We start from the raw sequence: 11,817 nt of genomic DNA, 5'->3' as shown, positions 1-11,817 counted from the left end.
GTGCAGAAGCCAACCACAATGCCCTGGGGCAATCGCTCGCTGCTGTTTCGCGACCCCGATGGCAATCTGGTGAATTTCTTCACGCCGGTGACCGCCGAAGCGATCAAGAAATTCGACAGGTAGGGCGGAAGCGGCGCCGCTGGCCAAAGCCGCCCTACTTCTGGTTCCATTTCCGGATGACCGGCTCGCTCAAATCATGCTCGTAGCCGAGCACGCTGATGCTGGCTGTTTCGAGCACAAGCAGCGCGCCGCCTTCGGGCGGCAGGCCAATCCAGCGCGCCGCCAGCACGCGCAAGAAATGCGCGCTGGAAAACACCAATATGCCGGCATTGGCCTCGCGCAGCCCGGCGATAATCCTGTCGGCCCGCGCGCCGACATCGGCCGCCATCTCGCCCTTTGGACAACCATCGCGAAACACATTCCAGCCGGGGCGCTCGGCCAGGATCTGTTTTGTCGTCAGCCCCTCATAGGCGCCGTAGTCCCATTCCTGCAGATCGTCCTTCTTGACGCTCTGCGCGTCGAAGCCGGCCAGTACGCTGGTGTTGTAGGCGCGCTGCGACGGGCTCGACCATACGGCCGAAAAAGACAGCCCCTTGAGCCTATCGGCGACACCCCGCGCGGCGGCCTCGCCAACCGGGGTCAACGGCATGTCGGTGCGACCGGTATGCTGCCCCGAAAGGCTCCATGCCGTCTCACCATGCCGGACCAGATGGATTTGGGGATACGCGTTGCTCATGGAATGCCTTTCAGTGTCGCCAGCACCTTACGCGACGATGCGGCAAAGGGGAATCCGCTTGGTACAAAACTGCGTGGTCGCCTGGCCTTGATCGGCGGCGGGCCGGCCCTGTGATCGGCCCGAGGCCGCAACTATATCAAGGCCAGGCCTCCACAAGGCTCCCGCCACCACAAGGGCACGGGCCCTTGCACAACAAGTCGAGATCGTCATGTACAAACATCTGCTCATCGCCACGGACGGATCGGAACTGGCCGACAAGGGCGTTACTCACGGCCTAACGTTGGCCAAGGGCCTCGGCGCTGCTGTCACCTTCGTCACCGTCTCGGAACCATTCCCGATCTTCGCCTTGGGCGGTGCCATGGCCGGCTATGCCGCCGGCAACGAACTGGCTGCCTACAAGGAAGAGGCGGGACGACACGCTAAGGAAGTGCTCGACAAGTGCAAGGCGTCGGCGAACGCCGTCGGCGTCTCCGCGGAGGTCGTGCATGTCGAGGACAAGCGGCCCGCCGAAGCCATCCTGGAACTGTCGCAGGCCCTGGGCTGCGACCTGATCGTCATGGCTTCGCACGGCCGCCGCGGACTGGGCAAGCTGCTTCTCGGCAGCCAGACGGCGGAAGTGCTGTCCTACACGGAAATCCCGGTTCTGGTGGTGCGATAGGGCGTTTTTCCGGGCTGGAACTGACTTTCGGAATCATGCTCAAATAACAGCCGGAGACCATCCCGGCGCGGCTGTCGTGCGCCAACATTGTTCGACCGCGCCGGAGAAAATTGACGAATGGCGGACGAGGGTCGCACCAGGATAATTCCCAGCGGAATGCCGCAGTCGGCCGCCATGCTGGCCGACGTCAAACGGGCGATGGCGACCACCGCAAGCCTCAACCGCTTGACCTTCAACGACGCGGCTGAAGTCCGGACCCTGTTCAGCGAACTCATTGGCAGGAAGGTCGACGACAGCTTCCTGCTGATCCCGCCCTTCTACACGACCGGCGGATCCGATATCCGCGTCGGGCGCAACGTCTTCATCAATCAGAACTGCACCTTTTATGATCTTGGCGGGCTCGACATCGCCGACGATGTCATGATCGGGCCGAATGTCAGCCTCATCACCTCGGGCCATCCCCTCGAACCGTCGCGGCGTCGCGTCTTCACGACCGCAAAGCCGATCGTGATCGAACGCAATGTCTGGATCGCGGCCGGCGCGACGGTCATCGGCGGCGTGACGGTGGGCGAAAACTCGGTTGTCGCGGCGGGTTCCGTGGTCACTAGGAACGTTCCCCCGAACACGCTTGTCGGGGGAAACCCGGCCAACGTCATCAGGTCGATTGCCGAATGAGGGCGCGACTTTTCATCGGGCGGCCGGACCGACAGATCGTAGTGACATCGTCGCTATGCTATGCTGTTAACGCAGGGAAGGAGCCCATTCATGCGCAAGGACTTCATGCTTGAAGCGTTGCAGCGTGCCACTGAAGACACGTTGCTCAACCGCGACATCTTTGCTGTCGAGCCGGATGTCTACGCCGCTTTTCTGGAACGTCTCGACGCGCCGCAGCATCCGAACCACCGGTTGCGCCGCACCATGACGACAAAGCCTCCGTGGGACGCTGCATGACGCTGATGATCACGCTCCGCGCCAATCCCCACCGGCCGCTTAGGATGCCGAAGATCAGAGCGCGGCCTCCAAGACCAGATACCCGCCCAGCATCAGCAGCCCGGCGAAGAACACCGTGCGAAACGTCTCGACGCTCATCGCCTGGCGCAGCGCCTGGCCGGCGAACATGCCGGCGAGCGCCGGCGCAAGCGCCAGGACCGATCCCGCCAGTTGCATTGTCGGCGATGCGAACGCGCCTGCCTTGAACAACCCAAGGGCAAGAGCCGCCGTCGACACGGTGAAGGACAGGCCGAGCGCTTGGATGAGGTCTTCCCGGCCCAGCCGCAGCGATTGCAGATAGGGCACGGCCGGGATGACGAAGACCCCGGTGGCGCCGGTGACCAGCCCGGTCGCCACACCGACCAGCGGTGATACCAACGCCTCGTGGCGCGCCGGCGTGGTGAAGCCAAGCTTGAGCAGGCCGAGAATGGCGTAAAGCACCAGCGCCGCACCGAGCCCGGCCGAGGCAACGCCAGAGTGTGTGCCGGTGAGCAGGCCGGCCCCGGCGACGGTGCCAAGCACGACGCCGGCCATCATCGTCCACAACCGCTTGCACAGCCCGCCGAAGGATGGGCCGGTGAACAACTGCCAAAGATTGGTGACCAGCGACGGAATCAAGAGCAGGGCAGCCGCCTGCGCCGGCGACATCGTTACCGCCAGCAGCCCCATCGCCACGGTCGGCAGCCCCATGCCGACGACACCCTTGACGAAGCCCGCGGCAAGGAAGACCGCGCCGACCCAGGCGATGACGCCGACGCTCAGCACGGTCGTTCCTCCGGGGTGCCGCTTCGATCAGTCATGCAACAGCATGTCCGCCGCATCATCGTCGGGTGCGGGTTTTGCAGGCGTTGCTTCATGGTGGACAGGGGCAGCCATCGCCACGCAACCGCGCTGGCCGGGCTCCGCTCGCGCCATGGCAAGCGAGGCCACCGCGATCGCAAGCACGATCGCCGCGCTTTCAAGTATGCCGGGTCCATGCCGGCCTGTCGCCTTTTCGCTCATCGCGCATCTCCATCGCAAAAGATTTGACTGACATGCCGGCCGCCCACAATGTGGAAATTACGCCGTCAGCCTTCGCCTGCGCCGAAGGCTGAAACCCTGCAGGAGAAGAAAGATGCGCTTCGATCTTACCGATCTCCGGCTGTTCCTGCTGGTCGCCGAGCGCGGCAGCATCACCCATGGTGCCGAACTTGCGGGGCTGGCGCTCGCCTCCGCCAGCGCCCGCATCAAGGGCATGGAGGAAAGCCTCGGCGCGCCGCTTTTAGAGCGGCGGCGGCGCGGCGTGGTGCCGACGGCCGCCGGGCAGGCGCTGCTGCACCATGCGCGGGCGGTGCAGAACCAGATCGAGGCGATGGCCGGCGACCTCGGCGCCTATGCCACGGGCTTGCGCGCCCGCGTGCGGCTGATGGCCAACACGGCCGCCACCAGCGCGCTGCTGCGCGACATGCTGCCGGCCTTCCTCGTCGCGCATCCCGGCATCGACATCGACCTCGACGAGCGCCCCAGCCACGAGATCGCAGAGGCGGTGGCAAGCGGTGCCGCCGATCTCGGCATCGCCGCGACCTGGGCCGGCCTTTCGCATCTGGAGCAGAAGCCGTTCTTCATCGACAGGCTCATGGTGATCGCCGCGCGAGACTGGCCCGACCTCGAAGGCAATACGGCCAACCTCGGCGACCTGCTCGGCGAAGCCTTTGTCGGCCTGAGCGCCGGCCATCCCTTGCAGGAGCACATCACCCGTCAGGCCGCCCGCCTTGGCGGCCATCTGCACTTCCGCATCCGCGTGCCCGGCCTCGACAATGTCTGCCGGCTGGTCGCCCAGGGCGCCGGCATCGCCATCGTGCCCGAAAGTGCCGCGCGCCGCTCCGCCCGCACGCTGCGCAGCCTACGGTTGACCGACGACTGGGCAACACGCCAGCTCAACCTCTGTGCCCGCCGCTTCGAGGATCTGACGCCACAGGCAAAACTGCTGGCGGAGGCGCTGGTGTGAAGTCGCGCTCTACGGCGCTTTGCCCATGGAGCGTAGCGCGTTGATCGCAGCGAGGTATTCGATGAAATGCTTTGGGCAATCGCTTAGCACGAGCCGATAGAGCGGCAACGTCTCGTCGTCACGATGCTGCAGCCGCTGGAATTCCGCTGTGTAGAAATTGGCTTCGCAGACCTGCTCGTTCCTGATGGTTGCATCCGGATCATCAGCCGCCTTCAGTGTCACTTCAGGCGCCTGGTCACCCAGCAGCATGCGGACCAGCGGCGCCGGCCATTTCGTCATGTCGAGCTTTGCCACGCGCAGGATGCTCGACTGCCCGTTGCGGCGCCGGGCAAGGTCCACCCAGATTGCGGAATACGCATCCTGGGGCTGCATTTGGGCGGACTTCTCCAGATCGGCCTGTGCCTTGGCGGCCGGACCAAAGTAGAATCCGGCAATGCCGCGACTTTGATAGAAACCCGCGAATTTTGGGTTTCGACGAACAGCCTCGTTGAAGTTGGCGAAGGCCTCGACATAGTCTGTCTTGTACATACTGGCGATACCCAGCGCTTCGTAGGCGCTGGGATAGTTCGGCGCATAGTGCAACGCCTGAGTGCAATCATTGATCGCGCGATTGTTTTTCGCCATGTACAGCCACACGTAACAGCGCCCGAGATAGGCGGCGGCATCTTCAGGATTGAGGAAGATCGCTTGATCATAGTCCGCGATGGCGGTGTCGTATTTGCCTTTATCGCTCCAGGCCGCGGCACGGTTCCTGTAGGCGCCAGCATAGCCGGCATCTATTGCGATCGCGAGATTGTAATCTGATATGGCGTCATCGTATTTATGCCTGGATGCCCAGACGAGGCCCCTGCTGTCGTAGGCTTGCACATAGCCTGGATTGATGGCGATCGCGTAATCGTAGTCCGCCAGCGCAAGATCATACTCGCCTTTGTACGACCAGACCCGACCCCGATTGGTGACGGCTTCGGCATAATGGGGATTGAGGGTGATCGCCTGGCTAAGGTCGGCTAAGGCCCGGTCCGCATCATCGATGTACGACCATAGCAGACCGCGATTGTTGTAGCCGACGGCGTTTTTCGGATCGAGGCTGATCGCCTGATCGTACTCGGCAATGGCCCGCTTGTAGAACATCTTGCTCGCCCAGACATCAGCGCGGTCGCGGTAGATCGAGGCATCCTTTGGATCGAGCCTGATCGCCTGGTCATAGTCAGCAATGGCGCGAGCCTTGTCGCCTTTCTTCATCCAGATCTCGGCGCGCCGTCGAAAGGCGAGGATATGATTCGGATCGAGCGCAATCGCCTGGTCGAGGTCCGCAATGGCGCGGTCATATTCGCCGCTGCCGTCCAGTGCATTCGCTCGGTTGAAATGGGCAAGGGCTTGATCATTCACCGATACGGCCTTGTCCTCCAGCAGGCTGGTGCACACGACGATCCGCTTGGGGGCGTCGAGCTCATCGTCGCCGCAATTGTGCAGACGATTATCGGCTGCCATGACCGGCGGGCCGAATGCGAGCAGGACCGCAAGGCAAGCAAGGTAACACTGCGCCACTTTAGTCAAACGCCCATATCGATGAAGCATCATGTCAGAAAAACTTGGAACATTATTGCAGATCGCCGACCTTGTGCCAGCTTGATCGGGCAAATTCTTGACCAAGAAAATTAATATCGAAGAAATCCGGACGGGCCACGCGCCGGCGGCATGCGTCGACAGCGGGGCATCACCACCTTCAATCGCCCGATCACAACACGATTGTCCTAGTCTGCGCGCTGCCTTTCGCCAGCACGTTCGGCCGCCTGCAGGCAGACGACCTACCCAGTTCGCGTGAAAACAGCGCCTTGCTTTTCAAATATCCGTGACGTAGCTTGTTTGCACATTGGCAAAAAAATAGCCGAAGTTTTTTCCTTTTGTGAAAGACGGGGACTTTGCGGGAACATCTTGATCTGACCGATCGGCGGCTGGTCAAACAGCTGTCGCAGGATGCACAGCCGGGCATCAACCGCATCGCCGAGATGTTGGCGATTTCGGTGCCGACGGTGCGCACGCGGCTGCGCAACCTGCTCGACCGCAACCTGCTCAAGATCGTCGGCCTGCTGAACCTGACCGAGCGCCCCGAGCTGATCTCGGCCATTGTCGGCATCAATGCCCAGGGGCGCGGCCGGGCCCGCGAACTGGCACAGCGCATTTCCGAACTGCCCTTCGTCAACTCGGCTTCGGTGGTCACCGGGCGCTTCGACATCATCGTTGACGTGACGGTGGCCGGTGACGTCGCCGATCTCTATCGTGTCACTAGCGAACTGATCCCCGGCGCCGGCGAGCCCGGCGAAGTCGTGCGCAGCGAAACCTTCGTCGTCATGGCGTCCTGCAACAAATGGGTCAGCCTGCCGGAAGGCTGCTGGTCGGACGACCGCAAGGAGCCGGCATGAAGATCGCGGTACTAGGCGGCCTCGGCCTGCAAGGCCGGGCGGCAATCGCCGACCTCGTCGCCAGCGTCGGCGTCGAGGAAATCGTCTGCGTCGATACCGCAGCGGATGGCCCGGCCCGGCTTGCCGGCCTGACCGATCTTGCCCGCGTGCGCTTCGTGGTGCCTGAAGGCGCGATCGGCCCGGCGCTGGCCACTGTGCTTGACGATGTCGACGCCGTCATCGACCTGTTGCCTCAGCCGCTGATGCGCCAGGCGGTGCAGGCCGCGATCGCCACGCGCACGCCGCTGGTCACCACCAATTACGCCAAGTCGATCGCCGACCTGGCGCCAGCCGCCGAACAGGCCGGCGTCTCGATCATGACCGAATGCGGGCTCGACCCCGGCATCGACCTCGTGCTGTACGCGCGCGCCGCCAGGCAGTTCGATTCGATTTCCTCGATCGATTCCTATTGCGGCGGCATCCCCGAGCCGAAGGCGATGGCCAAGCCGCTGTGCTACAAGGTGAGCTGGAATTTCGACATGGTCCTGGTCAGCCAGAACCGCGACAGCGTGATGATCGAGGACGGAAAACGCGTCGCGGTGCCGGCCGGTCAGCAGCACGACAATCCGTTCATCCATGAAATCGAGGTTGCCGGCCTCGGCAAACTCGAAGCCTTCCCCAACGGCGACGCGTTGCACTATGTCGAGATGCTGGAGGCAGCCAAGGGGCTGCGCCGCTCCGGCCGCTACACGCTGCGCTGGCCGGGATGGTCGGCCTTCTGGGCGCCGTTGAAGGAGCTCGGCTTCCTCTCCGAAGACAAGGTGCCCGGCACCGGCAACAGCCCGCGCGAATTCCTCGGCCGTCTGCTCGGCCCGCAACTGCAATATGGTCCCGGCGAGAAGGACCTGTGCGTGATGCGCAATGTCTTTTCCGGCCTCGAAGACGGCCGCGCCAAGACGGTGACGTCGGACCTGATCATCGAGCGGGACCTGGCTTCGGGCCTGTTCGGCATGAGCCTCGGCGTCGGCTATCCCGCCAGCATCGTGGCGCAGATGCTCGCGCGGCGTGAGATCACCAGACCGGGCCTTTTGAACCCGCTGCTGGACGTGCCCGACATCAGGTTCTTCGACGAACTGGCCAAGCGCGGCATCACGGTTTCCGAGACGGTGGCACGGGACTGAGGCAGGAAGATTTTCGAACGGTGGCTGCCGTCGGCAACGGCGCTGCCGCTCAAAAAGCACCCCAAAGGGTGAAAAACAACGTGGAACAATAAAACAAGGAGGAATACCGAAATGAAGATTGCCAGATTTTTCATCGCCGGGCTTGCACTCGCCGGGCTCACTGCCGCTGCCAGTGCCGGTACGCTCGACGACATCACCAAGCGCGGCGAGTTGCGCGTCGCCGTGCAGACTCAAGGACCGCCCTTCTCGCTGGTTGGCGCCAACGGCGAACGCACCGGCAGTTCGGTCGAACTGGCCGAACTGATGGCCAAGGAAATGGGTGTGAAAATCACGTTCCTCGACTTCGACTGGGATGGTCTGATTCCGGCGCTGTTGTCGGGTAAGGCCGACCTTCTGGTCGCCGACATGACACCGACGCTGGCGCGTGGCATGAAGGTCGCCTTCACCACGCCTTACATGTACACCGGCAGCACCGTCTTCACCAAGGCCGACAGCAAGTTCAAGACCACTGAGGACTGCAAGGCCAAGGGCACCAAGATCGCCGTGCTGCTCGGCGCCACCGGCGAGAAGGAAGCCAAGAAAGCCTTCCCCGACGCCGACATCAAGAGCTACAAGGGCGGCGGTCCGCTGCTGCTCGACGCCGTCAACAACGGCCAGGCCGATTGCGGCGTCAACGACGTCTCGGCGGTCAAGGGCCAGTCGACCGCCTATCCGGCCGGCAGCTTCACCATCATGCCGGACCTGTTGTCGAAGGAGCCGCTTGCCTTCGCCACCCGCTATGACGAGCCGGACCTGCTGATCTGGATGAACCTGTTCCTCAACCAGGTCACCATCGATGGTCGCCTGCAGAAGAACCTCGACTACTGGGTCAATTCCGACGCCTGGAAGAAAGACCACTAAGCAGCGATAAAACCCAGGCGGTTTCGCGCGCGTCTCAAGCGCCGCGAAACCGCCTGGAATTTTCGCTTCATCCGTCGTTTCCTGCACTCTGGGGATTGCACCCAACGATGCTCGAAAATTTCAGTTTCCGCACCATCATCGAATACCTGCCGCTGTTCGGACAGGGCCTGATCACGACCGTCTGGCTGTCGGCGCTGTCCTTTGTAGGGGCGCTGATCGTCGGCATTGTGCTCTGCGCCATGAACCTGCAGCGCGGCTGGCTGTTTCGCGTGCCGGCCAAGGCCTATATCGACGCCGTACGCGCCACACCCTTGCTGGCGCAGCTCTATTTCCTCTATTTCGGCCTGCCCCGGCTCGGCTTCGTCCTGCCTGAGCTGGTCGTCGGCATTCTCGCGCTGTCGCTCAACAGCGGCGCCTATATCGCTGAAATCATTCGCGCCGGCATCCTGTCGATCCCACGTGGCCAGGTCGAGGCCAGCGTCGCTTCGGGCATGACCTATGTCCAGCGCATGCGTCTGGTCGTCCTGCCGCAGGCCTTCAAGGTGACGATCCCGCCGCTGCTTGGCCAGGCCATCGTGCTGGTCAAGGATTCCGCCCTTCTGTCGCTGATCTCGGTTTCCGAACTGACGCGCGCCGGCCAATTGCTCGCCTCCGACCGCTTCATGCCGGCCGAAGGTTTCCTCACCATCGCCGCCTTCTACCTGCTGCTGTATTACGGACTGAAAGGACTGGCTGGCGTCTCCAGCCGCTGGCTCGGCACGGCGGGGGCGCGGACATGATCTGGCAACAACTGCAAAGCCTCGCCGGCTCTTATCCGCTGGCCCTGCGCGGCCTCGGCATGACCGTGATGCTGTCACTGATCAGCCTGGTGCTCGGCACCCTGCTTGGCTTCGGCCTCGGCATTCTGCGGACCGGCGGCAACCGGCTGATCTCGGGCTTGATCGGGGCCTGGGTCGACCTGATCCGCGGCACGCCGTTCCTGGTGCAGATCTTCCTGATCTTCTTCATCCTGCCTGAGTTCGGCATCGAACTCGATGCCTTCACCGCCGGCATCATCGCGCTGACCAACCTCGCCGCCTGCTTCATCTGCGAGATCGTCGTTGCCGGCATCCGCTCGGTGCCGACAGGTCAGGTCGAGGCGGCGCTGGCGTCCGGCCTGTCGCGCTTGCAGCGCATGCGCCAGGTGGTCCTCCCACAGGCGATGCGCATCGTGCTGCCGCCGCTGGTCGGGCAGTATGTGCTGCTGATCAAGGATTCTTCTGTCGTCTCAGCGATCGGGCTCACCGACCTCACCCGGGTTGGCTGGCTGGTGGTGCAGCGTGTGCCCAACGGCCTGCTGGTCTTCTTCCTCGTCGGCGTCGGCTATTTCATCGTCTGCTATCCGCTGATCATGCTGGCCCGCCGGCTGGAGCAGCGCATGGGCGCGGCGCATGGCGAGGTGCAGTTGTGACTTCCAACCCCAAAGGTCCAGAAAACATGACCAAAACGGGCCTTGCCAAAACCGGCATGATCGACTTTCGCGGCGTCAACAAATGGTTCGGCACGCTCAATGTGCTCAAGGATATCACGCTCAGCGTCGAGCCGCGCGAAGTGGTCGTCGTCTGCGGCCCGAGCGGCTCGGGCAAGAGCACGCTGATCCGCTGCGTTAACGGCCTGGAGGCGATCAAGGACGGCGACCTCGTCGTCGACGGCCAACGCCTGGGCGACCCCGCCACCAACATGACGCAGCTGCGCACCGAGATCGGCTTCGTCTTCCAGTCGTTCAACCTCTACCCGCATAAGACGGCACTCGAAAACGTCACGCTCGCCCCCATCCATGTCCGCAAGATCCCGCGCGCCGAGGCTGAAAAAGCAGGCCGCGAATTGCTGGCCAAGGTTGGCCTCGCCGACAAGGTCAATGCCTATCCCGCACAGCTCTCCGGCGGCCAGCAGCAGCGCGTGGCGATCGCGCGTTGCCTCGGCATGCGGCCCAAGATCATGCTGTTCGACGAGCCGACCTCGGCACTCGACCCGGAGATGATTTCCGAAGTGCTCGACGTGATGGTGGCGGTCGCCGAGGAAGGCATGACCATGATGGTGGTGACACACGAGATGGGCTTTGCCCGCAAGGTCGCCCAGCGCGTGGTGTTCATGGACGCCGGCGCCATCGTCGAAAGCGGCACGCCGGACGAGTTCTTCTCACACCCCAAGACCGACCGCAGCCGCGCTTTTCTGAGCAAGATTCTCAGACATTGAGGCGCGGTCAGGCCGCCTCTTCCGGATTGCCGCCAATGGCGAACGCAACCCGGCCGCGGCGCCTCAACAGCGCGATGGCGAGGAAGGCGATCACGCCGCTCGCGGCGACGACCACCAGCACCCACAGCGAATTGGCGACGGATGTCCGCGCCATCATGAAGGCGAGCGCGAACGGCGCGAAGGCCGAGGTGAACTGGCGGGCAGCGCTCGCCCATCCGAGCCGCGCGCCATAGCCTTCGCGGCCGAAGAGTTCGAGCGGCAAGGTGCCGCCGACGATGCTGGTGAGGCCGGAGCCGAGGCCGAACAGCAACACGAACAGGAAGGCGCCGGGCAGCCATGGCGTCGTCAGGAGGAGTGCGCACAGCCCGGCTGTGATCAGCGATGCGGCGATGACGGCAAGGTGCGTTTGCTGCAGGCGGCCGCCAAACAGCATGTTGATCAGCCGGCTGGCGACCTGCGCCGGTCCGAACAGGGTCGAGACGAAGAGGCCTGCGGTTCCGAGCCCCAGCGCCGCCGTCAGCGGCACCATGTGGATGAGGATCGCCGACAGCACGAAGCCCTCGGTGGCGAACCCCGCCAGCATGAGCAGGAATGCGGCCCGGTCGCGCCGCGCATCGAGCGGCGCGCCCGCTTCCGGGGCCGGCCCGCGCTCCTGGCTCGCGGCCGTGGCGTGGCGGCGCGACAGGCGCATCAGCCAGGCGTGGATCGGCAGGCAGAGGCCGAGATTG

15 protein-coding genes and 1 pseudogene are annotated in these 11,817 nt (G+C 63.7%); 11 read left to right on the top strand and 5 right to left on the bottom strand.

Features of this window, described 5'->3' with window-relative positions; genetic code table 11:
• Entirely contained in the window at positions 1-123 is a 123-nt protein-coding gene (locus tag EOC06_RS45155; RefSeq protein WP_368773595.1) for a hypothetical protein, read from the top strand.
• 31 nt (positions 124-154) lie between these two features.
• On the opposite strand, the gene EOC06_RS21730 is transcribed toward EOC06_RS45155, so the two are convergent.
• Positions 155-736 (bottom strand): histidine phosphatase family protein, encoded by a 582-nt coding sequence (locus tag EOC06_RS21730; protein ID WP_127267215.1) that lies wholly within the window; start codon positions 734-736, stop codon positions 155-157.
• Positions 737-944: 208 nt separating this feature from the next.
• Between EOC06_RS21730 and EOC06_RS21725 the strand changes: the two genes are divergently transcribed.
• From EOC06_RS21725 to EOC06_RS21715, 3 genes are all read left to right on the top strand, one after another.
• On the top strand, positions 945-1,394 hold the full coding sequence (locus EOC06_RS21725; protein WP_127267216.1) for a universal stress protein: 450 nt from the start codon (positions 945-947) through the stop codon (positions 1,392-1,394).
• A 156-nt stretch (positions 1,395-1,550) separates the two neighbouring features.
• A complete protein-coding gene (locus tag EOC06_RS21720) occupies positions 1,551-2,069 on the top strand; it encodes a sugar O-acetyltransferase (protein ID WP_245469886.1) in 519 nt (172 codons plus the stop codon).
• 90 nt (positions 2,070-2,159) lie between these two features.
• Entirely contained in the window at positions 2,160-2,345 is a 186-nt protein-coding gene (locus tag EOC06_RS21715; RefSeq protein WP_236382721.1) for a DUF1778 domain-containing protein, read from the top strand.
• 54 nt (positions 2,346-2,399) lie between these two features.
• On the opposite strand, the gene EOC06_RS21710 is transcribed toward EOC06_RS21715, so the two are convergent.
• Both EOC06_RS21710 and EOC06_RS21705 read right to left on the bottom strand, forming a co-directional pair.
• A complete protein-coding gene (locus tag EOC06_RS21710) occupies positions 2,400-3,149 on the bottom strand; it encodes a sulfite exporter TauE/SafE family protein (protein ID WP_128308752.1) in 750 nt (249 codons plus the stop codon).
• Between the two features lie 27 nt (positions 3,150-3,176).
• Positions 3,177-3,386 carry a hypothetical protein gene (locus EOC06_RS21705; RefSeq protein WP_127269973.1) on the bottom strand — a complete coding sequence of 70 codons (210 nt, stop codon included), beginning with the start codon at positions 3,384-3,386 and terminating at the stop codon, positions 3,177-3,179.
• A 112-nt stretch (positions 3,387-3,498) separates the two neighbouring features.
• On the opposite strand from EOC06_RS21705, the gene EOC06_RS21700 reads away from it, so the two are divergent.
• On the top strand, positions 3,499-4,371 hold the full coding sequence (locus EOC06_RS21700; RefSeq protein WP_128308751.1) for a LysR substrate-binding domain-containing protein: 873 nt from the start codon (positions 3,499-3,501) through the stop codon (positions 4,369-4,371).
• A 9-nt stretch (positions 4,372-4,380) separates the two neighbouring features.
• On the opposite strand, the gene EOC06_RS21695 is transcribed toward EOC06_RS21700, so the two are convergent.
• Entirely contained in the window at positions 4,381-6,024 is a 1,644-nt protein-coding gene (locus EOC06_RS21695; RefSeq protein WP_128308750.1) for a tetratricopeptide repeat protein, read from the bottom strand.
• Positions 6,025-6,293: 269 nt separating this feature from the next.
• On the opposite strand from EOC06_RS21695, the gene EOC06_RS21690 reads away from it, so the two are divergent.
• From EOC06_RS21690 to EOC06_RS21665, 6 genes are all read left to right on the top strand, one after another.
• Entirely contained in the window at positions 6,294-6,794 is a 501-nt protein-coding gene (locus tag EOC06_RS21690) for an Lrp/AsnC family transcriptional regulator (protein WP_127271168.1), read from the top strand.
• Positions 6,791-7,954: a saccharopine dehydrogenase family protein gene (locus EOC06_RS21685; protein WP_128308749.1), complete on the top strand. Its 1,164-nt coding sequence runs from the start codon at positions 6,791-6,793 to the stop codon at positions 7,952-7,954. Before EOC06_RS21690 ends, EOC06_RS21685 begins: the two co-directional genes overlap by 4 nt.
• Positions 7,955-8,065: 111 nt before the next feature.
• Positions 8,066-8,854 carry an ABC transporter substrate-binding protein gene (locus tag EOC06_RS21680; protein WP_127272106.1) on the top strand — a complete coding sequence of 263 codons (789 nt, stop codon included), beginning with the start codon at positions 8,066-8,068 and terminating at the stop codon, positions 8,852-8,854.
• A gap of 107 nt (positions 8,855-8,961) precedes the next feature.
• The gene (locus tag EOC06_RS21675) at positions 8,962-9,633 is read left to right on the top strand and encodes an amino acid ABC transporter permease (protein ID WP_128308748.1); all 672 of its coding nucleotides are present in this window, start codon (positions 8,962-8,964) and stop codon (positions 9,631-9,633) included.
• Complete coding sequence (locus tag EOC06_RS21670; RefSeq protein ID WP_127272108.1) at positions 9,630-10,304, top strand: amino acid ABC transporter permease; 675 nt, start codon at positions 9,630-9,632, stop codon at positions 10,302-10,304. The genes EOC06_RS21675 and EOC06_RS21670 overlap by 4 nt, the downstream gene beginning before the upstream one ends.
• A gap of 56 nt (positions 10,305-10,360) precedes the next feature.
• Positions 10,361-11,089, top strand: a complete 729-nt coding sequence (locus EOC06_RS21665; protein WP_027160865.1) for an amino acid ABC transporter ATP-binding protein — start codon at positions 10,361-10,363, stop codon at positions 11,087-11,089.
• A 7-nt stretch (positions 11,090-11,096) separates the two neighbouring features.
• Here the strand turns inward: EOC06_RS21665 and EOC06_RS21660 are convergent.
• Positions 11,097-11,817, bottom strand: a pseudogene (locus EOC06_RS21660) (MFS transporter); the annotation flags it as partial.

Origin of the sequence: Mesorhizobium sp. M7A.F.Ca.MR.362.00.0.0 (assembly GCF_004023175.1) — a bacterium.
GTDB lineage: Bacteria > Pseudomonadota > Alphaproteobacteria > Rhizobiales > Rhizobiaceae > Mesorhizobium.
This window is presented reverse-complemented; position numbering and strand designations above follow the sequence as displayed.

Excerpts from the sequence above, each read along its gene's own strand:
- EOC06_RS21680 (WP_127272106.1), top strand. The coding sequence starts at position 8,066 with ATGAAGATTGCCAGATTTTTCATCGCCGGGCTTGCACTCGCCGGGCTC.
- EOC06_RS21725 (WP_127267216.1), top strand. The coding sequence starts at position 945 with ATGTACAAACATCTGCTCATCGCCACGGACGGATCGGAACTGGCCGAC.
- EOC06_RS21670 (WP_127272108.1), top strand. The coding sequence starts at position 9,630 with ATGATCTGGCAACAACTGCAAAGCCTCGCCGGCTCTTATCCGCTGGCC.
- EOC06_RS21730 (WP_127267215.1), bottom strand. The coding sequence starts at position 736 with ATGAGCAACGCGTATCCCCAAATCCATCTGGTCCGGCATGGTGAGACG.
- EOC06_RS21715 (WP_236382721.1), top strand. The coding sequence starts at position 2,160 with ATGCGCAAGGACTTCATGCTTGAAGCGTTGCAGCGTGCCACTGAAGAC.
- EOC06_RS21720 (WP_245469886.1), top strand. The coding sequence starts at position 1,551 with ATGCCGCAGTCGGCCGCCATGCTGGCCGACGTCAAACGGGCGATGGCG.
- EOC06_RS21685 (WP_128308749.1), top strand. The coding sequence starts at position 6,791 with ATGAAGATCGCGGTACTAGGCGGCCTCGGCCTGCAAGGCCGGGCGGCA.
- EOC06_RS21665 (WP_027160865.1), top strand. The coding sequence starts at position 10,361 with ATGATCGACTTTCGCGGCGTCAACAAATGGTTCGGCACGCTCAATGTG.
- EOC06_RS21700 (WP_128308751.1), top strand. The coding sequence starts at position 3,499 with ATGCGCTTCGATCTTACCGATCTCCGGCTGTTCCTGCTGGTCGCCGAG.
- EOC06_RS21705 (WP_127269973.1), bottom strand. The coding sequence starts at position 3,386 with ATGAGCGAAAAGGCGACAGGCCGGCATGGACCCGGCATACTTGAAAGC.
- EOC06_RS21675 (WP_128308748.1), top strand. The coding sequence starts at position 8,962 with ATGCTCGAAAATTTCAGTTTCCGCACCATCATCGAATACCTGCCGCTG.